At 44.6% G+C, this 25,224-nt stretch carries 27 protein-coding genes and 2 tRNA genes; 17 read left to right on the top strand and 12 right to left on the bottom strand.

Annotation, left to right across the window (positions count from 1 at the left end):
- Nucleotides 1-366: 366 nt before the first annotated feature.
- From AC08OG_RS07215 to AC08OG_RS07205, 3 genes are all read right to left on the bottom strand, one after another.
- A complete protein-coding gene (locus tag AC08OG_RS07215; protein WP_292356717.1) occupies nucleotides 367-903 on the bottom strand; it encodes a L,D-transpeptidase family protein in 537 nt (178 codons plus the stop codon).
- 132 nt (nucleotides 904-1,035) lie between these two features.
- Entirely contained in the window at nucleotides 1,036-1,842 is an 807-nt protein-coding gene (locus AC08OG_RS07210; protein ID WP_439503242.1) for a spermine/spermidine synthase domain-containing protein, read from the bottom strand.
- The gene (locus tag AC08OG_RS07205; RefSeq protein WP_482930455.1) at nucleotides 1,842-2,777 is read right to left on the bottom strand and encodes a DUF3530 family protein; all 936 of its coding nucleotides are present in this window, start codon (nucleotides 2,775-2,777) and stop codon (nucleotides 1,842-1,844) included. Before AC08OG_RS07205 ends, AC08OG_RS07210 begins: the two co-directional genes overlap by 1 nt.
- Nucleotides 2,778-2,920: 143 nt before the next feature.
- Here AC08OG_RS07205 and rpe point away from each other — a divergent pair, with 143 nt between their 5' ends.
- From rpe to trpC, 6 genes are read left to right on the top strand one after another with little or no spacing between them, the layout of a single operon-like run.
- Nucleotides 2,921-3,613 (top strand): ribulose-phosphate 3-epimerase, encoded by a 693-nt coding sequence (rpe, locus tag AC08OG_RS07200; RefSeq protein WP_292356723.1) that lies wholly within the window; start codon nucleotides 2,921-2,923, stop codon nucleotides 3,611-3,613.
- 3 nt (nucleotides 3,614-3,616) lie between these two features.
- Nucleotides 3,617-4,285, top strand: a complete 669-nt coding sequence (locus AC08OG_RS07195; protein WP_439503240.1) for a phosphoglycolate phosphatase — start codon at nucleotides 3,617-3,619, stop codon at nucleotides 4,283-4,285.
- A 9-nt stretch (nucleotides 4,286-4,294) separates the two neighbouring features.
- Nucleotides 4,295-5,788: an anthranilate synthase component I gene (gene trpE / locus AC08OG_RS07190; protein WP_292403500.1), complete on the top strand. Its 1,494-nt coding sequence runs from the start codon at nucleotides 4,295-4,297 to the stop codon at nucleotides 5,786-5,788.
- Nucleotides 5,789-5,803: 15 nt separating this feature from the next.
- The gene (locus tag AC08OG_RS07185; RefSeq protein WP_292403497.1) at nucleotides 5,804-6,397 is read left to right on the top strand and encodes an aminodeoxychorismate/anthranilate synthase component II; all 594 of its coding nucleotides are present in this window, start codon (nucleotides 5,804-5,806) and stop codon (nucleotides 6,395-6,397) included.
- Entirely contained in the window at nucleotides 6,384-7,412 is a 1,029-nt protein-coding gene (gene trpD, locus AC08OG_RS07180) for an anthranilate phosphoribosyltransferase (RefSeq protein WP_292356730.1), read from the top strand. Before AC08OG_RS07185 ends, trpD begins: the two co-directional genes overlap by 14 nt.
- A 9-nt stretch (nucleotides 7,413-7,421) precedes the next feature.
- Nucleotides 7,422-8,219 (top strand): indole-3-glycerol phosphate synthase TrpC, encoded by a 798-nt coding sequence (gene trpC / locus AC08OG_RS07175; RefSeq protein WP_482930454.1) that lies wholly within the window; start codon nucleotides 7,422-7,424, stop codon nucleotides 8,217-8,219.
- Here the strand turns inward: trpC and crp are convergent.
- Nucleotides 8,199-8,888 (bottom strand): cAMP-activated global transcriptional regulator CRP, encoded by a 690-nt coding sequence (gene crp / locus AC08OG_RS07170; RefSeq protein WP_292356734.1) that lies wholly within the window; start codon nucleotides 8,886-8,888, stop codon nucleotides 8,199-8,201. The genes trpC and crp overlap by 21 nt on opposite strands.
- 104 nt (nucleotides 8,889-8,992) lie before the next feature.
- On the opposite strand from crp, the gene AC08OG_RS07165 reads away from it, so the two are divergent.
- Genes AC08OG_RS07165 through AC08OG_RS07155 form a run of 3 tightly spaced genes read left to right on the top strand, consistent with a single transcriptional unit; the run spans nucleotide 8,993 to nucleotide 10,134 of the window.
- On the top strand, nucleotides 8,993-9,412 hold the full coding sequence (locus tag AC08OG_RS07165) for an OsmC family protein (RefSeq protein WP_482930453.1): 420 nt from the start codon (nucleotides 8,993-8,995) through the stop codon (nucleotides 9,410-9,412).
- 28 nt (nucleotides 9,413-9,440) lie between these two features.
- Complete coding sequence (locus AC08OG_RS07160) at nucleotides 9,441-9,830, top strand: VOC family protein (protein WP_292356738.1); 390 nt, start codon at nucleotides 9,441-9,443, stop codon at nucleotides 9,828-9,830.
- A 25-nt stretch (nucleotides 9,831-9,855) separates the two neighbouring features.
- Nucleotides 9,856-10,134, top strand: a complete 279-nt coding sequence (locus AC08OG_RS07155; RefSeq protein ID WP_482930452.1) for a YcgL domain-containing protein — start codon at nucleotides 9,856-9,858, stop codon at nucleotides 10,132-10,134.
- Between the two features lie 14 nt (nucleotides 10,135-10,148).
- On the opposite strand, the gene mutS is transcribed toward AC08OG_RS07155, so the two are convergent.
- Nucleotides 10,149-12,698 (bottom strand): DNA mismatch repair protein MutS, encoded by a 2,550-nt coding sequence (gene mutS, locus AC08OG_RS07150; RefSeq protein ID WP_482930451.1) that lies wholly within the window; start codon nucleotides 12,696-12,698, stop codon nucleotides 10,149-10,151.
- Nucleotides 12,699-12,714: 16 nt separating this feature from the next.
- Between mutS and AC08OG_RS07145 the strand changes: the two genes are divergently transcribed.
- The 8 genes from AC08OG_RS07145 (at nucleotide 12,715) to AC08OG_RS07110 (ending at nucleotide 19,344) form a co-directional block, all read left to right on the top strand.
- A complete protein-coding gene (locus tag AC08OG_RS07145; protein WP_292356744.1) occupies nucleotides 12,715-13,227 on the top strand; it encodes a CinA family protein in 513 nt (170 codons plus the stop codon).
- A gap of 120 nt (nucleotides 13,228-13,347) precedes the next feature.
- Complete coding sequence (recA, locus tag AC08OG_RS07140; protein ID WP_104934686.1) at nucleotides 13,348-14,388, top strand: recombinase RecA; 1,041 nt, start codon at nucleotides 13,348-13,350, stop codon at nucleotides 14,386-14,388.
- Nucleotides 14,385-14,840, top strand: a complete 456-nt coding sequence (recX, locus tag AC08OG_RS07135; RefSeq protein ID WP_292356748.1) for a recombination regulator RecX — start codon at nucleotides 14,385-14,387, stop codon at nucleotides 14,838-14,840. Before recA ends, recX begins: the two co-directional genes overlap by 4 nt.
- Nucleotides 14,824-17,427 carry an alanine--tRNA ligase gene (gene alaS, locus AC08OG_RS07130; RefSeq protein WP_482930450.1) on the top strand — a complete coding sequence of 868 codons (2,604 nt, stop codon included), beginning with the start codon at nucleotides 14,824-14,826 and terminating at the stop codon, nucleotides 17,425-17,427. The genes recX and alaS overlap by 17 nt, the downstream gene beginning before the upstream one ends.
- Nucleotides 17,428-17,430: 3 nt before the next feature.
- Nucleotides 17,431-18,651, top strand: a complete 1,221-nt coding sequence (locus AC08OG_RS07125) for an aspartate kinase (RefSeq protein ID WP_292356753.1) — start codon at nucleotides 17,431-17,433, stop codon at nucleotides 18,649-18,651.
- Nucleotides 18,652-18,876: 225 nt separating this feature from the next.
- Complete coding sequence (csrA, locus tag AC08OG_RS07120) at nucleotides 18,877-19,062, top strand: carbon storage regulator CsrA (RefSeq protein WP_014706856.1); 186 nt, start codon at nucleotides 18,877-18,879, stop codon at nucleotides 19,060-19,062.
- A gap of 54 nt (nucleotides 19,063-19,116) precedes the next feature.
- Nucleotides 19,117-19,206 (top strand) — tRNA-Ser (locus AC08OG_RS07115).
- A 61-nt stretch (nucleotides 19,207-19,267) separates the two neighbouring features.
- Nucleotides 19,268-19,344 (top strand) — tRNA-Arg (locus AC08OG_RS07110).
- Nucleotides 19,345-19,439: 95 nt separating this feature from the next.
- Here AC08OG_RS07110 and AC08OG_RS07105 read toward each other — a convergent pair.
- From AC08OG_RS07105 to AC08OG_RS07075, 7 genes are all read right to left on the bottom strand, one after another.
- Complete coding sequence (locus AC08OG_RS07105) at nucleotides 19,440-20,096, bottom strand: DUF6988 family protein (protein WP_482930449.1); 657 nt, start codon at nucleotides 20,094-20,096, stop codon at nucleotides 19,440-19,442.
- Nucleotides 20,097-20,098: 2 nt separating this feature from the next.
- Nucleotides 20,099-20,497, bottom strand: a complete 399-nt coding sequence (locus AC08OG_RS07100) for a hypothetical protein (RefSeq protein WP_482930448.1) — start codon at nucleotides 20,495-20,497, stop codon at nucleotides 20,099-20,101.
- A 149-nt stretch (nucleotides 20,498-20,646) separates the two neighbouring features.
- Nucleotides 20,647-21,840 (bottom strand): PIN-like domain-containing protein, encoded by a 1,194-nt coding sequence (locus tag AC08OG_RS07095; RefSeq protein WP_482930447.1) that lies wholly within the window; start codon nucleotides 21,838-21,840, stop codon nucleotides 20,647-20,649.
- 294 nt (nucleotides 21,841-22,134) lie between these two features.
- The gene (locus AC08OG_RS07090) at nucleotides 22,135-23,142 is read right to left on the bottom strand and encodes an energy transducer TonB (protein WP_482930446.1); all 1,008 of its coding nucleotides are present in this window, start codon (nucleotides 23,140-23,142) and stop codon (nucleotides 22,135-22,137) included.
- 39 nt (nucleotides 23,143-23,181) lie between these two features.
- A complete protein-coding gene (locus AC08OG_RS07085; RefSeq protein ID WP_292353446.1) occupies nucleotides 23,182-23,592 on the bottom strand; it encodes an ExbD/TolR family protein in 411 nt (136 codons plus the stop codon).
- Between the two features lie 52 nt (nucleotides 23,593-23,644).
- A complete protein-coding gene (locus AC08OG_RS07080; RefSeq protein ID WP_482930445.1) occupies nucleotides 23,645-24,331 on the bottom strand; it encodes a MotA/TolQ/ExbB proton channel family protein in 687 nt (228 codons plus the stop codon).
- A gap of 498 nt (nucleotides 24,332-24,829) precedes the next feature.
- Nucleotides 24,830-25,216 carry a type II secretion system protein G gene (locus tag AC08OG_RS07075; RefSeq protein ID WP_292353444.1) on the bottom strand — a complete coding sequence of 129 codons (387 nt, stop codon included), beginning with the start codon at nucleotides 25,214-25,216 and terminating at the stop codon, nucleotides 24,830-24,832.
- Nucleotides 25,217-25,224: the final 8 nt, after the last annotated feature.

Raw genomic sequence — 25,224 nt, 5'->3', positions numbered from 1 at the left:
TCAGATCAACAACAGCGAAAAATCAATGGCTTATTGTAGCAAACACCTGATGGCTTGTTCTTAGGTTTTAGGTATCTTCGATGCAGTTAAATATGACGAATACATTTATGTTCTGACAAATGTGGCTGCAATAAACTGGCTAGGGCGTGTTTATCTTTCATCTCCGCCTCTGTTGTGAGCTGAAAAAGCGTCAATCAAGGCACGAGGAGCGCCTTTTGTGAGATACATCCATGTATCTCACCCCATTGGGGCTTGCGCTCAAAAACGTTCCTGACGTTTTTGTAGTTATTCTAAATAAGTGACGAGCAACGCAGGCGGGCGCAAAAATAGTCGCCAGCAGTGGTGGAGATGAAAGATAAACACGCCCTAGGGATTAACTGCCGCTTTAAAAGACTCAAGTGAATCAATAATAATGACCGGTGTGCCTTCATCAACCCACATGGCTAACTCTCGCACTTCAGAGTTGCGCATTGCAATGCACCCTTTGGTCCAGTTCGATATTGCATGAATATCCAGTTTGTCTGGTGTCTCTTCACCGATACCATGAATGCCAATCTGTCCACCTAACGGTGTATTTTGCGGCGGAGTTTCATTGTAGATAAACGCTGCGAGAATCTTGCGGTATTGCGTGCGGGTTATTCTGCCATCTTTAAGCGCTTGTTTTGCATCATCCATATTGGGGTAATCCAGATGCATAAACAGATAAAACTTATCGCTGCTGCGGATATCTTTGATTCGATAATGTCCCTGGGGTGTTCTGCGATCACCTTCCTGCATTTTTGGCTGACGACCCCCACTGCCAAAGGCCACTTTAAAACTGCGTAAGGTTTTGTCGTTTTTTCTAACCAGTAATTTATTTTCTGAACGCACAATCACCACTTCAATAGCCTCTGAATCTGCCATCGTGGCAGCAGCAGGCCAATGAAATAAAAAGACTAAGAAAAGCAGCCTGAGCATATGGCAGTTAATCCGCTAAGAAAAGACAATAGATTTTTATCATAAAACGCCTGAATTATCACCTGTAAATTAATATTTTTAAAGAAATAATCGGTTTAAAAATGAAATATTCTGTTTTATCAGATCATGCAATGATTGCGGTAAACCGATATCAAACTGCTGATTAAGATTTTCGGCCAGGTCTCGATGTCTTTTTAACTGGCTCACATTGAATTTTTGCTTCAACGCCAGACCAATCACATTGCCTTTATCTGCCACCGGTAGCACTAAGGTCTGATTATCAAAACTTTGATTTATACGTTGCATCGATTGACTGAATCCCGGCCGATCGGTTCCCCATAGATTGATACTCATCAGTCCATCGTCATTAAGCACGCCGGCACAGGCATCGAAAAATGCCTGGCCACCCACACTGGCCGACATTCCCACATGATCGAAAGCATCGACCAGCAACAGATCATAAAACGCGCCATTGCTGAAAAACTGGTTACTGACAAACTGATAACCATCATCGTGATGAATCCGCAGTCTGGGATCATTATGCGGCACTTCAAAATAGCGATGTGCCACATCAATCACATCCTGCCGATATTCGATGACATCAATCTGACAATCTTCAAAATGGTGCAACAAAAACTTGACCAGTGATCCACCACCCAGTCCGATAACACAGATAGTTTTGGGATTCGGTTGAAATAATAAGCTGGCCATCATGGCGCGGGTATAACTCAGTTCAAGCAAATGGGGTGATTGCAAGGACATGCTGCTTTGTCGTGGATAAGTTCCGAAATGCAGCGATCGCTGATCGCCAATATCAACGACTTCAATAATGCCCTCATCAGAAGCGGCTTGATAAACTACTGAGCCACCATAGTAAAGGCGCATTAAGACGCATCCTCTTCTTCAAAAAACTGCGTATATAACCAGCCATGAACCAGATTGGTTAATCGCCTGGACGAGCTGGCGAAATAATGAGCCGCCCCATTAACTTGTCGCAATTGATAATTGGTTTTCTGTTCGGTTTTCATCTGTATATGCCGTTGCAGAACAGCTTGTTTAATAGTGTCTTTCTGACGACTGCCCAGAATTTCCAGTATTGGAATCGCCGTTTCAATCATTTTTGTTCCTTCTGCTAATTCACCGGTATTTATCATGATTACTGCGGCAACCGGAACCGCAGTTTCGTTAAGCGTTTTTAAGGCCAGTTCTCCCCCTGCACCCTGACCAATCAAAACAATATTTTCATGACCTTCCTGCTGTAACTTTAATAAAGCTGCATCCAGACGCTGAGCAGTGGTTATCGCTGTAAATTCTGCTTCAGCTGGTTCTGCCGTTTCAGTGGTATCGGCTGTTTCAGTATTTTCATTATCTGCGGACGTATTCTCAGATTCTGTTGCTGCAGCTTCATCTGTTTCAGCCTGTTCTGCTGAATTCGCCTCATCCACAACAGCAGCGCCTTCCTCTGTAGCGGGAGGCTCTTGTTCACTCGCTTCAGTAAACCGAATAATCTTGATTGATAATGTATTCCAGCCATAAGCTGGCAACTGTCGTCTTAGAATACCAATCGCAGCACTGTCGATATGTTCATTGACGTCATGCAGTAACAAAATAGCACCACGAGGTATACCTAAGGTTTGGGGTAAATACGCTGATGCAATGGTTTGATCGCCTACAGCTAATGGCTCATAGCCTTTCGTTATTGAATCCTGACGCAATATTTGCGGCTTTGCTGCAGATGTTTCATCTAAAGCACCGGCCTGTAAAGTCATGCACGGGAGAAACATCAAAAATGTAATAAACAATCGTGGGTGAATTCGCACTTGTTTTCCTATTTAGCTCGGTTGGACAACTGACGCCAGTATAAAGAGCGATAATGAATTTCAAAAGCTGAAAAAACCCGGCTTTTGGGGTAGAGTAACGGGTTTTGATAGCAAATTTTTAACTAACTTAGAGAGAATCCGACATGGCCGAATTCAAAATTGCCCCATCTATCCTCTCCGCTGACTTTGCCCGCCTTGGCGAAGAAGTGGTAAATGTACTGGCCTCAGGTGCTGATATCGTTCACTTCGATGTTATGGATAACCATTATGTCCCTAACCTGACGATCGGACCTTTGGTCTGTGAAGCTTTGCGCAAGCATGGTGTTACCGCTGAAATCGACGTACATTTAATGGTGAAACCGGTTGATCGCATTATTCCTGATTTTGCCAAAGCTGGCGCAAGTTACATCACTTTTCACCCTGAAGCCTCGGATCACATTGATCGCAGCCTGCAACTGGTTAAAGCAGAAGGCTGTAAAACCGGTCTGGTATTTAACCCTGCGACGCCATTAACGCTGGCTGAACATGTTCTGGACAAAGTAGATCGTATTCTGCTGATGTCTGTGAACCCGGGTTTTGGCGGTCAGAAATTTATTCCTCACACGCTGGAAAAATTGCGTCAGGCTCGCAAAATGATTGATGAAAGTGGCTATGATATCGATCTGGAAATTGATGGTGGTGTAAACGTTCAGAATATCCGTGAAATTGCTGAAGCCGGCGCCCGTACTTTTGTTGCTGGTTCTGCCGTATTTGGTGCTGCTCAGGATAATGATCCTAATAAGTATGAAACCGTAATTGCAGCACTGCGTGCTGAATTGGCCCAGGCAAAAATCTAATCAATGGCATTAATCAAGCCAGAGCTTGCGTTAATTGATCTGGACGGCACACTGGTTGACAGTGTGCCTGATCTGGCTTGGTGTACCGATCAGACCATGCGGGCACTCAACCTGCCCGAACGTGGCGAAGCCAAAGTCAGAAACTGGGTGGGTAATGGTGTTGAAAGGCTGATAAAACGCGCCTTGATAAATCAACTTGATGGTGAACCAGCTGAAGCACTTTATGCCCAGGCAGTTCCAATCTTTATGGCGTTATATGCAGAAAACACCAGTAAACGCAGTCTGCTATACCCCGGTGTAAAACAGGGATTGCAATGGCTCAAGGATCAGGGCATTCATCTGGGCTGTGTGACGAATAAAGATGAGCAGTTTACGCTGCCCATTCTGAATAATCTGGGGATCCGCGATTATTTTGAACTGATTGTCAGCGGTGATACCTTGCCGCAGAAAAAACCGGATCCTGCACCGCTGCTTTATGCAGCCAATTATTTTAAAATCGAGCCACAGCAGGCTTTGATGATTGGCGACTCGGTCAGTGATGTCAAAGCATCACGCGCCGCCGGTTTTCAAATCGTCTGTATGAGCTACGGTTATAACCATGGCAATGATATCCGCGCTGCTCACCCAGACGCAGTAATTGATAGTTTTGCTGAGTTAAACACTCTTTTTTAGAAGCCGAAAATGAAACAGGCACAATTCGACCAACTGGCCAGTGAAGGCTATAACCGTATCCCTCTTTATCGCGAAGTCCTCGCGGATTTAGACACGCCATTAAGTACCTATCTTAAATTGGCAGATGCGCCCTATTCCTATCTTTTCGAGTCGGTTCACGGCGGCGAAAAATGGGGACGTTATTCAATTATTGGTCTTCCCTGTGAATCTGTTATCAAAGTATTCGGTGATCAAATCAAAGTTTATCAACGTAATGTATTGATAAATGAAATTCAGCATGACGACCCGTTGAGCTGGATTGCCGATTTTCAGGCGAAGTTCAATGTGCCCACATTGGAACATTTACCTAAATTCAACGGTGGCCTGGTTGGCTATTTCAGCTACGACACGGTTCGTTATGTTGAAACCCGTTTAGGCGAAGCCCCTGCAAATGACCCGCTGGGCTGCCCCGATGTGTTGCTGATGGTGTCAGACGAACTGGTGGTGTTTGATAATCTCAGTGGAAGATTGTTTTTGATCGTACATGCTGATCCAACACTACCCGATGCCTACGACCAGGCACAGCAACGTCTGGATCAGCTGATTACTGAGTTGCGGGAATCCACCCCTAAATTTAACGATAAACGTCCACAGAACTCGATTTCCGAACAGGATTTTGTTTCTGGTTTTACCCATGACGGCTTTATCGATGCGGTCAGTAAGGCAAAACAATATATTAACGATGGCGACATCATGCAGGTGGTACTTTCACAGCGTTTGTCAGTGCCTTTTCATGCGGCAGAAATTGACTTATATCGCGCCTTACGCACATTAAATCCATCGCCGTACATGTATTACCTGAACCTGGAAGACTTCCACATTGTCGGATCTTCTCCGGAAATTCTGGTACGCATGGAAGACAATGAAGTGACGGTTCGCCCGATTGCCGGCACGCGTCGTCGTGGTAAGACGGAAGAACAGGACAAAGCACTGGAACAAGAACTGCTCAACGATCCAAAAGAACTGGCAGAGCATTTGATGTTGATCGATCTGGGGCGTAATGATGTGGGCCGGGTCAGTCAGACAGGTACGGTAAATCTGACCGATAAAATGGTCATCGAACGCTATTCACATGTGATGCATATTGTTTCCAATGTGACTGGACAGGTTCTCCCCGGAATGACGGCAATGGATGCACTGCGTGCTACCTTCCCGGCCGGTACCGTCAGCGGTGCGCCGAAAGTGCGTGCAATGGAAATTATTGACGAATTAGAGCCGGTTAAACGCGGCGTTTATGCTGGTGCCATTGGGTATTTGTCCTGGGCTGGCAACATGGATACAGCCATTGCTATCCGCACAGCCGTCATCAAAGACAAGCAACTGCATATCCAGGCAGGTGCCGGTATTGTCTATGATTCTGTTCCGGAAATGGAATGGGAAGAAACCATGAATAAAGCCCGTGCGATATTTAAAGCTGTTGCCATGGCTGAGGCAGGTCTTGAGCCGCCAAAACCAACTGAATAAATAACAGGACACCTTATGCTGTTAATGATTGATAACTATGATTCGTTCACCTACAACCTGGTGCAGTATTTTGCTGAACTGGGTGCTGAGGTGGAGGTGCAGCGTAACGATAAACTGACCATTAACGACATAGAGACCCTTAACCCTGAACTTATAGTGATCTCACCCGGTCCTTGCACGCCAAATGAAGCTGGAATTTCATTAGACGTTATTCATCAATTTGCCGGCAAAAAACCTATTCTGGGTGTCTGCTTGGGCCATCAGGCAATTGGTCAGGCATTTGGGGGCAATGTTGTGCACGCACGCGAAATCATGCATGGAAAGACTTCACCGGTGCATCACAACAATGTCGGTGTATTTAAGGGATTGAATAATCCATTGCAGGCAACTCGTTACCACTCACTGGTCATAAAAAAAGAAACGCTGCCCGATTGTTTTGAGGTGACTGCATGGACAGAAAATCCGGATGGCAGCATTGATGAAATTATGGGTGTCCGGCACAAAACCCTGCCAATTGAAGGGGTGCAGTTTCACCCTGAATCCATTTTGACTGAACAAGGTCATCAATTATTAAAAAACTTCCTGGATGAACACCATGGCGGACAATGAATTTACCATGCAGGCAGCCATCAAGCTGATCACCCAGCATCAGCATCTGTCTGAGCAGCAAATGACTGCAGCAATGCGGATGATTATGACCGGCGAAGCAACAGACGCTCAAATTGGTGGCTTCTTGATTGGTTTACAGATGAAAGGCGAAACCATTACCGAAATTGCGGCAGCAGCGTCGGTAATGCGTGAATTAGCCACGCCAGTACAGGTAACCGGTGAGCATATTATTGATACCTGTGGTACCGGTGGCGATGGTGCCAGCAGTTTTAATGTCTCCACCGCCAGTGCCTTTGTAGTGGCTGCGGCCGGTGGCAAAGTCGCAAAACATGGCAATCGTTCTGTCAGCAGCACTTCCGGCAGCGCTGATGTATTGGAAACAGCGGGTGTGAATCTGGAACTAACACCTGAGCAGGTAGCCCACTGTGTTGAAACAACTGGTGTCGGCTTTATGTTTGCCCAACGCCATCACGGTGCAATGAAATATACCGTTGGGCCTCGCCGTGAAATGGGTGTCCGCACTATTTTCAATTTGCTCGGCCCACTGACCAATCCAGCCAAAGCCAAACATCAGGTAATGGGTGTATTTGATAAAAAATGGGTTGAACCGATTGCCCAGGTATTGCAAAAACTGGGCAGTAAACATGTGATGGTGGTGCATGCCGAAGATGGTATGGATGAAATCAGCATCGGCGCCGACACCTTTGTCGCAGAGCTTAAAAATGGCGAGATTTCCACCTACACAATCAAACCCGAAGATTTTGTGATGCAACGAGTTGATATCAGTCAGCTGACCGTCACCAATGCACAGCAAAGTCTCGATATTATTCAGCGTGTATTTGCCGGTGAACCTGGCCCTGCCCGCGATATTGTTGTGCTCAATGCCGGCGCTGCCATTTATACAGCAGATTTGGCTGACAACCTTGCTGAAGGCGTTCGTCAGGCAAAACATTATATTGATAGCGGTATTGCTCAACAAAAACTAGATGCACTCATCACCTGCAGCCAACTTTAAAGATCGTTTATGACTGACACACCCGATATTCTGAAAAAAATTCTACAACGTAAACAACAGGAAATTGCCGAGCGCAGTAAACGTTTGCCTATTAATCTGTTACAGCAATTGGCTGAAAACGCTGAACCGGTACGCGGTTTTGTTGAGGCGATTGAACGTAAACTGGCTGCTGGACAAAGCGCCGTTATTGCTGAAGTTAAAAAGGCCTCACCCAGTAAAGGCGTGCTACGCGAAGACTTTCGCCCTGCTGAAATTGCCTTGTCTTATGAAAACGGTGGCGCGGCCTGTTTATCGGTATTGACCGATAAGGATTTTTTCCAGGGCCATGAAGATTATCTGAAACAGGCGCGTACGGCCTGTCAACTACCGGTCATTCGTAAAGATTTTATTATCGATCCCTATCAGGTATTTGAAGCCAGGGCGATCGGCGCCGATTGTATTTTGTTGATTGTTGCCGCGTTGGATGATGATCAACTGGAACAGTTAAGTCAGTTAGCCATTCAGCTGGATATGGATGTGCTGGTTGAAGTGCATAACGAAGAAGAGTTGCATCGTGCATTGGTATTGAATCTGCCTTTGATAGGCATCAATAACCGCGATTTACATACTTTTGAAACGTCGCTGGAAACCACTATCAAGTTACTTAATTTCATTCCCGATGAAACAATTGTGATCACCGAAAGCGGTATCCTTGGTAAGGAAGATGTCACTTTCATGCGTGAGCACGGTGTGAATGGTTTCCTGGTTGGCGAGGCTTTTATGCGGGCAGATGAACCAGGTGAAGCGTTAGCCAACCTTTTTAATTGAGGCATTCACACCACGATGGTCTTCGTCAAACAATACCATCGTTTTACCGTGCGCCCACAAGATGCCGCGTTCCTGTAATTCTTTTAATACCCGGCCGACCATTTCCCGCGAACAGCCAACAATGCGACTGACTTCCTGACGGGTGATCTTGATTTGCCGCCCCTGTTCGTGGCGCATTGCATCAGGTTGTGCGGCCAAATCACGCAGGGCTTCTTCTACCCGTCCGGAAACGTCCATAAATGCCATATTGGTGGCTTTACGAGTCGTGGTCAGCAAACGTTTGGACATCTGCTCACCCAACGTTTCCAACAGATAGGGATAGCAACCTTTTAATTCTGTTTTGGAAAGCGCCTTGAGGGTTTGATAACTGATTTCTTCGGTGCGGCAATCGGTTCTGGCTTTGACCACGGACATGCGGTCATTGATATTATCGTGAAAATAGCCAACTTCACCGATAAAGTCGCCCTGATTGAGATAGGCGACAATTAATTCCTCGCCCTCTTCATTTTCAACACAGATGCTGATAGAGCCTTCTCGAATGTAGTAAAGCCTGTCAGGAATATCACCCGGTCGCGCCAGCATTGTTTTGGCGGGATAGACTTTACTGTGGCAGTGTTTGAAAAACTCTGCCAACTGCTCTTCTCTCTCTTTGTGTTTTAAATAATCCATGTCATGAAGGCCCAGCTTATTTTTATAAGGATTAATTCTGCCCAATTCCGATGAATATGGCAAAATTAAACGTTGTTATACGTATTTTATGCAGGATGAGTTAAATGAAAGCAAGAGTAAAGTGGGTTGAGGATGTTTTATTCGTCGGTGAATCCGGAACCGGACATACCATCGTAATGGATGGTCCTGAAGAAGCCGGTGGTCACGGCACGGGCATGCGTCCAATGGAGCTTCTGTTGCTGGGCCTTGGTGGCTGCACATCATTTGATGTCATCGATATTCTGAAAAAATCACGTCAGGATGTAACCGATTGTGTGGTTGAAGTTTCCGCAGAACGAAGTGAGGAAGCGCCAAAAGTCTTTACCAAAATTCATGTGCACTACACCGTCACCGGTCGCAACCTTAAACAGAATTTTGTCGACCGTGCGGTAAAACTATCTACAGAAAAATATTGCTCGGCATCTATTATGCTGGCAAAAACCGCTGAAATCACTCATGAATATGAAGTGATAGAACAAGCCTAAATACTTTTTCTAATAACGGAGCATAACCATGCAGCGACCAACACGAACTGGCGGTTTGCGTCATGTGGCTTTAACCGTCGAAAATCTCGAAGCCTGCGAACAGTTTTATGTGGACTTACTAGGCATGGAAGTCGAATGGCGTCCTGATGCGGATAACGTTTATCTGACATCTGGCAATGACAATCTGGCGTTACACCGTGGCGAAAATATCAATAAAACACCGGTGCAGCCTCTGGATCATATTGGTTTCATTATTCCAACACCTGAACAGGTTGATGAATGGTATGCCTTTCTGGATCACCATGCCGTTCCAATGCGTCAGCCACCACGTACCCATCGCGATGGAGCCCGCAGTTTTTATTGTTATGATCCGGCCGGAACAGTTGTACAGATCATCTACCATCCCCCGATTTCGTAAATCAAATTTGTAAAGCAGAGTTGTTATGATCAAGACCTTTATTTATAAAAGCCGTAAAAAAGATGAGTTATATCTTTATCTCAGCAAGAAAGATGACTTTTCAGAAATTCCGCTAAGCCTGTATAACTCAATGGGCAACGAACCAATATTTGTGATGGAACTGGAGCTGAGCCCAGATAAAAAACTGGCTCGTGAAGATGTTAATAAAGTAATACATAACCTGGAAACACAGGGCTTCCATGTACAAATGCCACCGACCAATGATTTGTTATTGCACCGTGAGCGCACCGGCCAGTTACATTAATTGAGCGACAGCATTCAGATAAGTTTTTTCAGCTCGTAAAGTAATTCCAAAGCCGCTTTGGGCGTTAATTCATCAGGATTGATTTGCTCGATTTTGTTTATCAAGGCCGAATTATCCGGCTGAGCAAATAAATCCTGTTGCGGCGGTTGTTCCTGCAAATTTGAACCAACGGTACGTTGAGTTTCCAAAGCGGCTAATTTATGTTTCGCCGCCTGAATCACATCGTTTGGCACCCCTGCCAGCTGCGCCACCTGCAAACCGTAACTCTGATTGGCTGCACCCGGTTTTAGTTGATGCAAAAACACAATCTTGTCGCCATGTTCAATCGCATCAAGATGCACATTGCAGGCTTTGTCATATAATCCTGGCAGCTGAGTCATTTCAAAATAATGCGTAGCAAATAAGGTATACGCGCCAATATCACGCACCAGTTTTTCGGCGCAGCTCCAGGCCAGTGCCAAGCCATCAAAGGTACTGGTGCCTCGCCCCACTTCATCCATTAATACCAGGCTTTGAGCTGAAGCATTATTCAGTATATTTGCTGCTTCATTCATCTCCACCATAAAAGTAGAGCGACCCGACGCCAAATCATCACTGGCACCAATACGGGTAAATATCTGATCAATCGGGCCAATAACAGCCGAATCAGCAGGAACATAGCTGCCCATATACGCCATAATCACAATTAATGCTGTCTGCCGCATATAGGTGGATTTGCCCCCCATATTGGGGCCGGTAATCACCAGCATTGACTGTTCATTTAACTGCAAGTCATTGGGACAGAAATGCGTTTTCTGAATGGCTTCGACAACTGGATGTCTGCCCGCCTGAATCGATAAGCCCTGCTCTGCAGTTAACTGCGGCGCGACATAATTAAGCGTTTGCGCTCGTTCAGCCAGATTGGTCAAAACATCAAGTTCTGCCAGAGCCGCAGCACAATGAGTCAATGCGGCCAGCTCTGGGTGAATCAGTTTAAAAAGCTCTTCGTATAAGGATTTTTCCAATGCCAATGCTTTTTCGCTGGCGCTGAGTACCTGATCCTCATGCGTCTTCAGCTCGGCAGTAATATAGCGTTCAGCATTTTTCAGCGTTTGCCGACGCTGATAATCAGCCGGTAACTGAATATTGTGGGCTCGGCTGATTTCGATAAAAAAGCCATGCACTTTGTTATAGCCAACTTTTAAGGTGCTGACACCGGTGCGTTCACGCTCACGCTGCTCCAGTTCACGTAAAAAATCATTGGCATTCAGATGCAGATTGCGCAACCGATCCAGTTCCGCATGATAGCCTTCTGCAATCACCCCGCCATCTCGAATCAACACTGGCGGTTCTTCGATAATGGCTCTATTTAGTAGCTCAAGTAATTCCGGAAAAGTCCCCAATTCGCGATCGATCTGCTTCAGCAATCTGGTTTGAGTAGCCGATAAAGATTGATGCAGATTTGGCAGAGCAGTCAACATGCGACGTAACTGCACAAAGTCACGTGGTCTGGCACTACTTAGTGCTACTCGGGTAACGATACGTTCAATATCGCCTAGCGGTTTTAACAGGGTTTGAATGGTAGCAATGACATCCTGTTCAATAAGGTTGCCAATCGCCCCCTGACGCTGTTGCAAGGTAGTTAAATCTCGTTTCGGTTGTAACAACCAGCGTCGCAGTAAGCGTGTGCCCATCGGCGTAACGGTATTATCAAGTACTGACAATAGAGTATTTTCCCGACCACCTGACAGGTTTTGTTCCAGTTCCAGATTGCGTCTTGATTGTGGATCAATGCGAATACTGTCGGCCGGTGTTTCAACACTTATCTTGCGTAACTGCGGCAGCGCTGTGCGATGGGTTTGCTGGGCGTAATTAAGTAAACAACCTGCCGCCATAATGGCCAGCGGTAAATCATCACAGCCAAAGCCTTTTAAATCGGTGGTCCCAAAGTGCTCACATAAACGTCGCCGCGCCGCATCCAGACCAAAATGCCATTCCGGAACAAACTTCAGTTGTTTGTTATAACTATTTAAGGTGTCGCCATGACTGTCATCAATCAGAATTTCTGCAGGCTGTAATCGGGCCAAATCCGCTAACAAATCCGCTAGCGATTGATGCTGACATACATCAAAACGGCCACTGCTGATTTCGGCTACGGCTAAACCGTATTGATCCTTTTGCCGGGCAATCGCAACCAGCAGATTCTCTTGTTTACTGTCGAGTAAAGCCTCATCGGTTAAGGTGCCAGGAGTTAACACCCGTACTACTTTCCGTTCTACAGGGCCCTTGCTGGTTGCCGGATCACCAATCTGCTCACAAATGGCTACAGCCAATCCACCTTTTAGCAATCTGGCCAGATAACCTTCAGCCGCATGATATGGCACACCCGCCATCGGAATCGGCGCACCATTACTATTACCGCGTGCTGTCAACGTAATATCCAATAACTCGGCAGCTTTATGCGCATCATCAAAAAACAACTCATAAAAGTCGCCCATTCGATAAAACAATAATAATTCTGGATGCTCGGCCTTGATACGCAGATATTGCTGCATCATTGGCGTATGATTGGTTTTTTCGGTCATTTTTATAGTTTAGCGTATGCAAGATTATTCTGACGCAACACTTTATCAGCTTACCCAGCAACTGGCACAAGCGCTTCAATCGAAAGGCTTACGTTTAGTCACTGCCGAGTCGTGCACCGGTGGCTGGCTAGCGAAATGTTGTACTGATCTGGCTGGCAGCTCAGGCTGGTTTGAAGGTGGCATCGTCAGCTACAGTAACCAAATCAAACAACAGCATCTTGATGTTCAGCTCAGCACGCTCGAAAAATATGGTGCCGTCAGCGAGCAAACTGTCATTGAGATGGCCTCTGGAGCCATCCAAAATTTCAACGCAGATATATCCGTCGCAATTAGTGGCATTGCTGGACCAGATGGCGGCTCAGTTGAAAAACCAGTGGGTACCGTCTGCTTTGCCTGGGCAGATAAACAAAGTGTGTTTTGTAATACTTTTCATCTGCGCGGCAATCGCGAATTCATTCGCCGCCAGGCAGTATTTATCGCACTGGATGGCCTGGTGAAAAAATTAGCTTCCACCGAATATTACGCCTGAGCTCAAATACAAAATTAATATCCACTAAATGCCTGTTTGAAACCGTAATCGACGCTGGTGAGACATGGCTATCTGTGTGATAATCCATAGTTTTCTGATATCAGCTAAAGGGCACACCAAATGGATGAAAACAAGAAGAAAGCGCTTGGCGCAGCCTTAGGTCAAATCGAAAAACAATTTGGCAAAGGTGCAGTCATGCGTTTGGGCGATGGAACCGCCCACCGTGATATTGATGCGGTCTCAACGGGCTCAATCGGGTTAGACGTTGCTCTGGGCATCGGCGGTCTGCCGCGTGGACGTGTTGTTGAAATCTACGGCCCGGAATCTTCAGGTAAAACGACGCTCACTTTGCACGCCATCGCTGAAATGCAAAAACTGGGTGGCACCGCGGCGTTTGTTGATGCCGAACATGCACTTGATCCGCTTTATGCTGAAAAACTGGGCGTCAACATTGACGATTTGCTGGTTTCACAACCCGATACCGGTGAACAAGCTCTGGAAATCACCGATATGCTGGTGCGTTCAGGTGCCGTTGATATTGTGGTTGTCGACTCGGTCGCAGCATTAACACCTAAAGCTGAAATCGAAGGTGATATGGGTGACAGTCACATGGGTCTGCAGGCCCGTTTAATGTCTCAGGCTTTACGTAAATTAACTGCCAATATCAAACGTTCAAATACGCTGGTTATCTTCATTAACCAAATCCGTATGAAAATCGGTGTCATGTTTGGTAACCCGGAAACAACTACCGGCGGTAACGCGCTTAAATTCTATGCTTCTGTTCGTCTGGATATTCGTCGTATTGGTGCCATCAAAAAAGGCGATGAAATCCTTGGCAACGAAACCCGCGTCAAGGTGGTTAAAAATAAAGTCGCTCCACCATTTAAACAGGTCGAATTCGATATTCTTTACGGCGAGGGTATTTCCCGCGAAGGCGAATTAATTGATTTGGGTGTCAGCGAAAATATCGTCGAAAAATCCGGTGCATGGTATAGCTACGATGGTAACCGCATTGGTCAGGGTAAAGATAACGTACGTATTTATCTGAAAGAACATCCTGAAATGGCCAAAGATATTGAAGCTAAAATCCGTGCCGTGATGTTGCCAAAGAACATCAAGGTAAGTGCTGAAACACCTGTGGATGATGAAATCGACGCGTGAAGTCCCGCTCAGCAACCGAACAAGCCATTGGCTATTTAGCCAGACGAGAACATAGCGCTGCAGAGTTACAGCAAAAACTTCAACAAGCCGGTCATGAAACAGATAAAATTCATGCCGCTTTAGAAAAGCTGCAACATAGCGGCCTGCAAAATGATGAACGTTTTGCCGAAGCGTTTATCCGATCTCGTGCTCTTCGCGGATATGGTGAACTACGAATTCGGCAGGAAATGAAACAGAAAGGCGTGGCGGATGAGCTGATTAACGCCACCATGCAACAGGCAGAAACTGATTGGTTTGCGCTTGCCATCGAAGTACGATGCAAGCGTTTTGGCGAGCAGAGCCCCGATGATTTTAAAGACCGTGCCAAACAAATGCGGTTTTTACAATATCGGGGCTTTACTCATGAACAAATAACGGAAAGTTTTAAACTGACTAATGAAAACGAGCGCTGATTTACGCAAATTGTTTCTGGACTTCTTTGCTGACAAAGGTCATGAAGTTGTTTCCAGCAGTCCATTAATTCCAGCCAATGATCCGACATTGTTGTTTACCAATGCCGGCATGGTTCAGTTTAAAGAAGTCTTTCTCGGTCAGGAAACCCGAAAATACACGCGAGCTACAACTACCCAACGCTGTGTCCGTGCCGGTGGTAAACATAACGATCTGGAAAACGTTGGCTACACTGCCCGCCACCATACGTTCTTTGAAATGCTGGGTAACTTCAGCTTTGGTGATTATTTCAAACGTGAAGCAATTCAATACGCCTGGGAATTTCTGACCGAAACACTGCAATTGCCAGCCGACAAGTTATGGATCACCGTCTTTGAAGAAGATGACGAAGCAGCAGATATCTGGTTAAAAGAAATCGGTGTTGATGCTTCCAGATTCTCCCGCATTGGCGCCAAAGATAACTTCTGGTCAATGGGCGATACCGGCCCCTGTGGCCCCTGCTCTGAAATATTTTATGACCATGGTCCCGAAGTGGCCGGCGGCCCACCCGGCACACCAGAAGAAGATGGCGATCGTTATATCGAAATCTGGAATCTGGTCTTCATGCAGTTTGACCGCTCTGCAGATGGCACGCTAACCCCACTGCCAAAACCTTCAGTTGATACTGGCATGGGCCTTGAACGTCTGGCAGCCGTGTTACAGAACAAACATAATAATTACGACATCGATCTGTTTCAGAATCTGATTAAAGCGATTCAAAAACTGTCGGGCACTACCGATTCCAGCAATACTTCCCTACGTGTTATCGCTGACCATATCCGCTCATGTGCCTTTATGATCACCGACGGCGTTCAACCTTCAAATGAAGGGCGTGGTTATGTACTGCGTCGTATTATCCGCCGCGCTATTCGTCATGGGCACAAACTGGGGTTAAAAGAAGCCTTTTTCTACAAACTGGTCCAACCCTTAGTTGATGAAATGGGCGAAGCATTTCCAGAACTTACCAAGGCACAGCCCGTTGTCGAACAGGCTTTGCAAATTGAAGAAGAACGTTTTGCCGATACGCTGGATAACGGTCTGAAAATTCTGGACCATGCTATTGAAGAAATGGGCGATAAAGAAATTCCCGGAGAGACCATTTTCCTGTTGTACGACACCTATGGTTTTCCCATTGACTTAACGGCCGATATTGCCCGCGAACGTGGTTTGACGATTGATGTTGCAGGTTTTGAACGTCATATGGAAGCACAACGCAATCGTGCCCGCAGCGCCAGTCAGTTTGGTGGTGGTTTGTCCGAAACGCTGATTATTGATGGTGAAACCGTTTTCTGTGGTTACGATCATATGCGTAATGAAGGCGTGATCACTGCCCTGCTGGTTGATGGCGAAAATGTCGACAAACTGCATGCCGGTCAGCAAGGCATTATCGTTCTGGATCACACTCCGTTTTATGCTGAATCCGGTGGTCAGGTCGGTGATCAGGGTGAAATTAATACGGCGGGTGCACACTTTATTGTCAAAGACACTCGCAAACAGGGTAAAGCCTTTACCCATATTGGCGAATGTAAAGACGGTACCTTTGAAGTAGGCCAACAGGTCATTGCACATGTCGATGAATATAATCGGCAGGCAACGGCACTGAATCACTCTGCGACGCATCTGTTACATGCTGCATTGCGAAATGTGCTTGGTGAACATGTGACACAAAAAGGCTCATTAGTTGATTCACAACGTTTGCGTTTCGACTTTTCGCATTTTGAACCGGTGACCGCTGAACAACTTCGCGAAATTGAACGAATGGTTAATCAGCACATCCGTGTGAACCATGCTGTTGAAACCCGCCTGATGCCAATTGAAAAAGCGCGTCAAAGCGGTGCCATGGCACTGTTTGGTGAGAAATATGATGATGAAGTTCGCGTGCTGAGCATGGGTGACTTTTCGATTGAACTCTGCGGTGGTACACACGTTGGCCGCACAGGGGATATCGGTTTATTGAAGATCATCAATGAAACCGGCATTGCTTCAGGTGTTCGCCGTATTGAAGCGGTCACCGGTGAAGCAGCGCTGAACTATATTGAACAATCAGAAAACCGCCTCAATAGCATTTCCGAACTGGTCAAAGCCAAACCAGAAAATATTGAAGAAAAAACCCAGCAACTGGTGCAACGCACCCGTCAGCTTGAAAAAGAATTGGAATCCCTTAAATCCAAACTCGCCAGCAGTGCCGGATCCGATCTGGCAGCATCTGCTACCGAAATTGGATCGATAAAAGTTCTGGCCGCCAATCTTGAAGGGGCTGATGTAAAAAGCCTGCGTGATACGGTTGATCAACTTAAAAACAAACTGGGCAGTGCCGCCATTATTCTGGCAACTGTAGAAGGTGAAAAAATCACCTTAATCGCCGGTGTCACTAAAGATGTGACCGATAAAATTCGGGCCGGTGACCTGGTATCGCATGTCGCCGCACAAGTAGGTGGTAAAGGTGGCGGCCGACCAGATATGGCACAAGGCGGTGGTAGCGAACCACAAAAATTAACTGCTGCACTCGACTCCGTCACCGAATGGGTGGCATCTAAGCTGGAAAATTAAGTCATGGCACTTATCGTACAAAAATACGGCGGTACTTCAGTCGGTTCTGTAGAACGTATCCAGGAAGTCGCTAAAAAAGTTATTCAATATCGTAAAGATGGTCACGATATCGTGGTGGTCGTCTCCGCGATGAGCGGCGAAACCAATCGCTTACTGGCTTTGGCGAAAGAAATTAATCCAGACCCACGTGGTCGTGAACTGGATGTTCTATTGTCAACGGGTGAACAGGTCACGATTGCCCTGCTCAGCATGACACTTGAGCAAATGGGTATGCCAGCACAATCCTATACCGGATCCCAAGTAAAAATCCTCACTGACGATGCACATAACAAAGCCCGCATCATGCAGATCGATGATGAAAAAATGCGTCAGGATCTCAGCGATGGCAAAGTTGTCGTCGTTGCAGGATTCCAGGGATGTGACGAGCAAGGCAATATTACTACGCTGGGTCGTGGTGGTTCCGATACTACTGCGGTGGCGTTGGCTGCAGCGTTAAAAGCCGATGAATGTCAGATTTATACTGACGTGGATGGTGTATATACCACTGATCCACGCGTTGTCCCGGAAGCACGTCGGCTGGATCACATTACCTTTGAAGAAATGCTCGAGATGGCCAGCCTGGGAGCAAAAGTTTTGCAGATTCGCTCGGTCGAATTTGCTGGAAAATACAACGTGCCATTACGCGTACTTTCATCATTTACTGACGGTGGCGGCACATTAATTACCTCTGAGGAACCCTCAATGGAACAAGCGCTTATTTCAGGTATTGCCTTTAATCGCGATGAGGCAAAACTAACTATTTTAGGCGTCCCTGATCAACCAGGTGTCGCCTATAAAATTCTGGGGCCAATTGCCAAGAAAAATATCGAAGTGGATATGATTATCCAAAACACTGGTCATGATTCCACTACCGACTTCACCTTTACCGTTCACCGCAATGATTATCAAACAGCGTTGAAATTACTGAAAGAAACCTCAGAATCCATGGGTGCCCGTGAAGTTACAGGCGATGAGCATATCGCAAAAATCTCACTGGTTGGTGTGGGTATGCGTTCACATGCAGGTATTGCCAGCACGATGTTTGAAACCCTGGCACAGGAAAATATTAACATCAGCATGATCTCCACCTCCGAGATTAAAATTTCAGTTGTGGTGGATGAAAAATATCTGGAACTGGGCGTAAGAGCGTTACATAAGGCATTCCAGCTAGAACAAGCTAAGTAAACCATTGATATCAGGAAGTTTTTCCTATCGATAAGGTGCAACTATCCTGATATACTTTCCACCAAAGATAAGCGGATAATTTATTGTCCAACGCTGTCATAGAGGAAGGAAGACAAAAGATCTTCCAAAAGGAAATAAACGGAACTGGCACGAGGCCTAGCTCAACGAAAGGAGTCATCACTCTCCTCCCCTCGGTGCCAGATTTTATACTGAAAGGGGAATAACATGTTAATACTTACACGTCGCGTTGGAGAATCTCTCATCATCGGTGATGATGTTGTTGTAAATGTACTGGGTGTCAAAGGTAATCAAGTAAGAATCGGTGTAGATGCACCAAAAGATGTCACAGTTCACCGTGAAGAAATCTATGATCGTATTCAAGCTGAAAAAGATCAATCAAACGCAGGTTAATTAGGCAAATCGACTAGCCAAAAGAATCACAGCTGGTATAATGGCCGGCTTGATGGAGAGCTGGCCGAGTGGCTGAAGGCGCGCCCCTGCTAAGGGTGTATAGGTTAATCCCTATCGAGGGTTCGAATCCCTCGCTCTCCGCCATTTTTTTCTGAAATTATCCTTGTGATAATCAGTAAAAAACAGTACAATTTCACGCTTTAAAGCGCCTGTAGCTCAGCTGGATAGAGTACCTGGCTACGAACCAGGCGGTCGCACGTTCGAATCGTGCCAGGCGCACCAAAAATTGAAGTACATCGAAGCAGTTATCATTAATTTGATAGCTGCTTTTTTGTTTCAATGTCCCATTGATTACTACCTGCCCCATAAAATCAGTATTACCTACTTATAAAACAATCTGAAAAATCATTGAATGAAGAAGATACCGCTTTTACGTTTTCTCGATCACCTGACATAACAGCTGTGAACATTGCTAGCAACCCATTAACTCCGTTTGAACTCTTTAAGACTTGCTTCAATAGTTCTATTGGATACCCTCGACTGTGTCTATCAATGGCGTGAAGACCACCGTGTACATATGAGTTCAACGGCTTCCATTGGTGCTCTTTAAACTCAATGATTGAATCAAAAGCATTTTTAGGGCTTGATGAAGCTAACTCTTCAATCATCTTGCTCAACATAGGCAGTTTTTCAGCGATATTTGCATTCTGTTCATTTAATTGAGAGCCGAGACGTTCGAGCTGTTTTTCCGATGCTGAGTAGAACACCCATACTCCTCTAACTAAACTTTCATATTGACTTCTAAGCATTCCAACAGCTGATGTAAAGTTACCAGAAATAATCAGTATTTTTAGGCTCTCAGCATGCTCAATTGATACGCTACACATGACTTTACTAAGACGTATCCTCTCAGAGTTATCGTAGGATGTCTTGAGTAGCATTTGCGTCGTAAACTCTTCAAATTCAGCAGATCGTTTTAATAAATTATTAAACTGCGCTCCTCGCTGTGCATTAGCATCCATTTTGTCGTCCATGTTTATCTCCATTGAGCAATTAAATGATAATAACTCAACGTTGATTTACTTACCCGTTTCACGTGTCGCTGGCGTAATAACTTCTGGTTTTCTTCGATAAACTCGATCAGTAATAACTGAAGAAGCATGACCAAAAGCTGACGAGCCCGCTCTGATTCATTATCATAAGCCACCTTTGCCCTGAGGTCGTACTCTGTAAAACGTACTGTAGGCTTAGTTTCCTTCAAAGCCTTGGCCATGAATCGCTGCCATATACTGTCAAAAGAATTTGAACGACCATTTTCTGACATACATCCTTGACCCGTTCGCGTACTGAACAGCCATGGTGAATCAGTTTTTTTTCGTAACTTTTTGCATATCTCAACAGCTTGGGTTAATTCTTCAATCCATTCATAGAACACTTTCTTGTCTGTCTTAGCCTGAACATTAAGTGGGAATACGTTTATGCCGTTCTGAAGGTCTACAAGTCGAATAGAAAGCAGATTTCCCCTTCCTCAGTTCTGTTAACGACTTCAAGCATATGTATGCCTCAAATAGAGCAAGTCCGAAATTAAAGAAAGCTGTATGGCTCCTTAAATAGAGCTAAAGCTGATTGTTTCATGCTAAGTTGAGCTTCAAAATCTGAACGTTGCTGAGAAATATTTCTCAACTCGAAATCAATTTCTTTGATTTTTAGCTCAGCATTTTCAATCATTGATTCGTCACCATAATTTTTTAAATGCTCTAAATCTGCAAGTAAATTAAGTCTATGAGACTTCAATGACACCCATTTGGCTTCTACCTGTTTAAGGATTAAATTGAGCTCCATTATTTCCTTATAAATATAACCAATACGTTCTTTGTCATTTTTAAGTCTAAAATTTCTATTTGTTAAATCAGTGATCTCATCTTTACTGCCGGGATTAACATTTTGATTGAGATATTTTGACGAATATTCAAAAAACCTATCTGCTTGATAAATGAGAATTGACTGTTTCGTTTCATTTTCAAACTCTTCAATAAGTTCTGGCTTTGGTCCAATAGTTTTTCCTGTAGAAGAGACATTCCACCAGTCTTCTTTTTTGTCATCAGTTACGAAGATGATATCTGCTTGTTTATTTTTAGCGAAATCTAATATTTGGTTCCAAATGATTAAATCACCATACACTCTCATTTTACTTGCAAATGTATCTTCGTCATTTGCTTTATGTCTGTCTTTATAGCCTGGAGGAATTTTTTCTTTATATCTTTTGGCACCGTCGGAAAATAATTCTTCTAAACGTTTATCGTCATATTTTTCAGTAATCTGCTTGCTAAACAATCGATCAATATCGGTTTTTATTTTATCCTCATCATGAATATATTCTTGTTTAGTATGGCTATTTTTTAATTCTTCTAACAATTCATCCAAGACCTTATCAACATTTACTTTAAGACTGTCTGATACAAATGGATGCTGACGTTTATTATCTAACTTAGCTTTGAACGTATCAATTGAAGTGATCATTTCAAGGTATGATTTAGATTGTTCAGCAATTACTGTGGAACGATTTTGTAGATATTCTTGAGCAGCTCTATAGGGTAACCACAATCTTTTTTGAATTTTTCGATTAATGAGAATCGTAAGAAAGTCCTTTTTTGTTGATTCAGAGTATCGGTATAAATTAAGAAGAATATTGGCATCTATCATAAAGAAAGCATCATTCCAAATATCTTCAATTTGTGAAGAGCTCTTTTTAAAGTGCCCTGGAAATATATCTCTCATGCATTATCCTTTCACTGCCCCATAGCTAAGAACGACCTTAAGTAATATCTTATCTTAAGATAAATTATTGTGTCGGATTCATGGGACATGGAAGGTTTATTTATTATTTAGAATCCATTGCTTGGAAATTCTCACTACCTAACTACGAACCAGGCAGTCGCACGATCGAATCGTGCCAGGCGCACCAAAAATTGAAATACAATCAGGCAGTTATCATTAATTTGATAACTGCTTTTTTGTTTGTATTGCTGTTGTTGTTACGAGCAAATGCTTTGAACGTTCAGGACTAAGCAGCTACCCAGTTAATTTGAAATCTACTGGCACTACGACGGTAAACGATTTATTCGACAGGTTGCCTCGGACGGGCAATTCTCTTACGGCTTTTTCTAACATCTCGCGAGCAGCTCTATCTAATACTTGATGTCCACTGCCTTGTCCTATGATGTTTATTTCTACCATTTCCCCTTTATCAAACCGGACGCTGACCATGACAATGCCTTCCAAATTACGGCGAATGGCTTGTTGGGGATATTTTTTATTTTTGGAAACCATGGCGTAAAGCAATTGGCCGTAACCTTTCCAGGCTTCGTTACGATCAACTTCATCTGTCCCGCCTCTGTTATCTTCGTTGGGGTTATCACCGGTGGCATTGACTGCTTTACTGGTTGAGGATGCATTCTCTGAACTGACCGTGGATGATGGCAACGGTGATATTTCTGCTACCTCCTCATTTATAGGTTCATCAGGTAAGGGCGTGACAGGCTCCTCAATCACTTCAGCCACTTTCGGTTCGGCTATCGGTAATGCCTGTTTTGGCTTCTCAATAACTTTCGGTTTTTCCGGCTTGGGTTCAACCTTGGGTTTAGGCTTTTCAACTTTTTTGGGTTCAGGTTTTACCGGCTCTGGCTTGGGCGGTGGCTCTACCGGTTTTATTTCTTCAACAACTTCCTCTTCAGGTACCTTTTCAAGCACAACCAGCTCTTCGGGTTCTGGTGGCGTATCGTCTTTGGCGACAAGAATTTGTTTATCAATAACTGGAGGCTTTATCAGTTCTACCGGCTCTGGAATCGGCTCCGGTTCGACTATTTCAGGTTCTTCTTCAACCAGCTCAACCTCCTCTTGAAGCTGCGTCACTTGAACAGCAATTCGCATGGGAGCAGCTGGAGGTGAATATTCAATCACTGGTAAAAACAATATGAATAAACCAATGTGTATTGCTAAAGCCAGCAAAAAACCTGGAATAATTCGATCAGAGCCAATGGCCTGAGCTGATGAAAAATCCGGGACCAGAGTAGTTGTCATATCAGGTGTTCACAGCAGTATTCAGCCAATGAATCATGGTTAATTTATCGTCTCAGGCTGCATGACAAATGTGAATTTAGTAATGCCCGCTCGCTGGATGGATGCCATAACCTTAGCTACTTTTCCATATTCGGCTTTCTCATCAGCAAAAATTTCAACGGTACTGTCAGCATTCTCTGCCGTCTGCAGTAATCGCAAATCAAGCTCCTCCTGAGAAACGGCCTCATCGGTAAAATAAACCGTACCGTCATCAGTCACACTAATACTGATGGTATTTGGCTGAGTTAGTGAAAGATCAGACGTTGCTTTAGGAAGATTAACCGGTACCGCGTTGGTTAATAAAGGTGCGGTAACGATAAATATCGTCAGCAAAACCAACATAACGTCTACCAAAGGCGTCACATTGATTTCACTCATTGCAGTGTCATCACTACCCATATTCATTGCCATAACGGAATCCTTAAAAAGTTAAGACGGTTGCTTTTAAAGTCGATCTTTGATTTTAATAAATACCGCTGTCCGTATTTTTGGCTCGATTCACTTCATCAAATTGCCCACCGGATTTCAGTACTAATAACTGAAACGCTGAAGCGAAGTTATCCATGGTGGCAACAGAAAGACGCACCTTACGCAAAAAGTAGTTATAAGCCAGAACAGCAGGCACCGCCGTAGCAATACCGACAGCAGTGGCGATCAACGCTTCACCAATTGGGCCCGCTACGACATCCAGACTGGCTGACCCCGTAGCTGAGATAGCTTTAAGTGCATTCATAATGCCCCAGACGGTACCGAAAAGACCGATAAACGGTGCGGTGGATCCGACACTGGCCAGCACTGACAATCCATTTTCCATCCGGGTTTGTTCGATATGCGCTTGTTGCCGAAGTGCATGCAGTAAAATCTGGCGTTTGTCTTCTGGCGATATGCCATCACCATTCATATCCTGTAATGACGCTAATTCAGCTAATCCTGCCTGACAAACGCGTGATAATCTGCCTTTGGTCGACGCAACTATCTCAGGCACTTCATCAATATGTTTTATCTGCGAAAACTGCCTTAAAAAATGACGGTCATAACCAGTATTACGGTAAAAGACAACAAACTTGGTGATAGCAACAGCCCAGATCAGGACCGATAAAAATGCGAGAAAAATAAGTACCGCATCAACTATATCTGGTACTGAATCCATAGAAGCGCTTTCCTTCGTTAAGTGAGTAGAAAAAACTGACCTAATATCAAAATACTGATGATTTAAACTGCGAACTTGCCTCAGAACACCAAACTATTTGCATATCTTCATCGGTCTGGGTCCCAAAAAAACGTTAAGTTTTTATGGCTCCCTACCTTCTATGCCAATTGAAAATGCAAAAGTGACAATTTTTTTTGGAATTTTTTTAAAAACGTTCTCTATGACTAAAATAATCGGCTCTATTCAGCAGCCTTTCTAGCGAAAACCAACGAAAGTGAAAGGGAAAATATCCTTAATTTGAATTTGGTGACTTAAACGTTAACGGCTGCCAAACTGCTGTTTTAGATGAAATCACGTCTCGCCCATCGTTAATCAGTTCTGGCGGTATCAGTATTACCGTTATGAAGCCATACCCCCCTAAGTAGCTAGATTTTAAGTTGTAAAAATCAATAGACAAATTGTGCCGAATAACATGCAACCTAATTGAATGGACTAGTATTACCATTCTGCATAAGGCGTTCCTTCTGAGGAAGTCAGCTGCGAGCCACTAAACACATTTGCAATACTGCCAGCATATTCATCTGAAATTGGCTTACTAAAGATCCATGTATCTTCACTATCCGTAATGGGATCAATTGGCACCTCTCTCAAATATTTTCCCTCAACCAAATCTTGCAAACTACTGGGGTATTCGTTGTGATCATTCAAATACTGATCGATAGCACTTCTCATCACAATCAAGTCATGGCGCAGCACTTTCTCTTTTGAACGATCGACTGATTCCATATATTGGGGTGCCGCCAAAGTCAGTATGAGAGCAATCAGGATGACTATTATTAATAAGCCAATAATCGTAAAGCCAGTTAATGTTTTTTTGTTCTCCATTCCCTTTC

It is taken from the genome of Methylophaga sp. F7 (assembly GCF_056863975.1).
The sequence above is the reverse complement of the archived record's forward strand: the minus strand, read 5'-3'. Positions and strand labels throughout refer to the sequence as shown.

Excerpts from the sequence above, each read along its gene's own strand:
- AC08OG_RS07215 (WP_292356717.1), bottom strand. The coding sequence starts at position 903 with ATGGCAGATTCAGAGGCTATTGAAGTGGTGATTGTGCGTTCAGAAAAT.
- AC08OG_RS07210 (WP_439503242.1), bottom strand. The coding sequence starts at position 1,842 with ATGCGCCTTTACTATGGTGGCTCAGTAGTTTATCAAGCCGCTTCTGAT.
- rpe (WP_292356723.1), top strand. The coding sequence starts at position 2,921 with ATGGCCGAATTCAAAATTGCCCCATCTATCCTCTCCGCTGACTTTGCC.
- AC08OG_RS07195 (WP_439503240.1), top strand. The coding sequence starts at position 3,617 with ATGGCATTAATCAAGCCAGAGCTTGCGTTAATTGATCTGGACGGCACA.
- trpE (WP_292403500.1), top strand. The coding sequence starts at position 4,295 with ATGAAACAGGCACAATTCGACCAACTGGCCAGTGAAGGCTATAACCGT.
- AC08OG_RS07185 (WP_292403497.1), top strand. The coding sequence starts at position 5,804 with ATGCTGTTAATGATTGATAACTATGATTCGTTCACCTACAACCTGGTG.
- trpD (WP_292356730.1), top strand. The coding sequence starts at position 6,384 with ATGGCGGACAATGAATTTACCATGCAGGCAGCCATCAAGCTGATCACC.
- trpC (WP_482930454.1), top strand. The coding sequence starts at position 7,422 with ATGACTGACACACCCGATATTCTGAAAAAAATTCTACAACGTAAACAA.
- crp (WP_292356734.1), bottom strand. The coding sequence starts at position 8,888 with ATGGATTATTTAAAACACAAAGAGAGAGAAGAGCAGTTGGCAGAGTTT.
- AC08OG_RS07165 (WP_482930453.1), top strand. The coding sequence starts at position 8,993 with ATGAAAGCAAGAGTAAAGTGGGTTGAGGATGTTTTATTCGTCGGTGAA.
- AC08OG_RS07160 (WP_292356738.1), top strand. The coding sequence starts at position 9,441 with ATGCAGCGACCAACACGAACTGGCGGTTTGCGTCATGTGGCTTTAACC.
- AC08OG_RS07155 (WP_482930452.1), top strand. The coding sequence starts at position 9,856 with ATGATCAAGACCTTTATTTATAAAAGCCGTAAAAAAGATGAGTTATAT.
- mutS (WP_482930451.1), bottom strand. The coding sequence starts at position 12,698 with ATGACCGAAAAAACCAATCATACGCCAATGATGCAGCAATATCTGCGT.
- AC08OG_RS07145 (WP_292356744.1), top strand. The coding sequence starts at position 12,715 with ATGCAAGATTATTCTGACGCAACACTTTATCAGCTTACCCAGCAACTG.
- recA (WP_104934686.1), top strand. The coding sequence starts at position 13,348 with ATGGATGAAAACAAGAAGAAAGCGCTTGGCGCAGCCTTAGGTCAAATC.
- alaS (WP_482930450.1), top strand. The coding sequence starts at position 14,824 with ATGAAAACGAGCGCTGATTTACGCAAATTGTTTCTGGACTTCTTTGCT.
- AC08OG_RS07125 (WP_292356753.1), top strand. The coding sequence starts at position 17,431 with ATGGCACTTATCGTACAAAAATACGGCGGTACTTCAGTCGGTTCTGTA.
- csrA (WP_014706856.1), top strand. The coding sequence starts at position 18,877 with ATGTTAATACTTACACGTCGCGTTGGAGAATCTCTCATCATCGGTGAT.
- AC08OG_RS07105 (WP_482930449.1), bottom strand. The coding sequence starts at position 20,096 with ATGGACGACAAAATGGATGCTAATGCACAGCGAGGAGCGCAGTTTAAT.
- AC08OG_RS07095 (WP_482930447.1), bottom strand. The coding sequence starts at position 21,840 with ATGAGAGATATATTTCCAGGGCACTTTAAAAAGAGCTCTTCACAAATT.
- AC08OG_RS07090 (WP_482930446.1), bottom strand. The coding sequence starts at position 23,142 with ATGACAACTACTCTGGTCCCGGATTTTTCATCAGCTCAGGCCATTGGC.
- AC08OG_RS07085 (WP_292353446.1), bottom strand. The coding sequence starts at position 23,592 with ATGGCAATGAATATGGGTAGTGATGACACTGCAATGAGTGAAATCAAT.
- AC08OG_RS07080 (WP_482930445.1), bottom strand. The coding sequence starts at position 24,331 with ATGGATTCAGTACCAGATATAGTTGATGCGGTACTTATTTTTCTCGCA.
- AC08OG_RS07075 (WP_292353444.1), bottom strand. The coding sequence starts at position 25,216 with ATGGAGAACAAAAAAACATTAACTGGCTTTACGATTATTGGCTTATTA.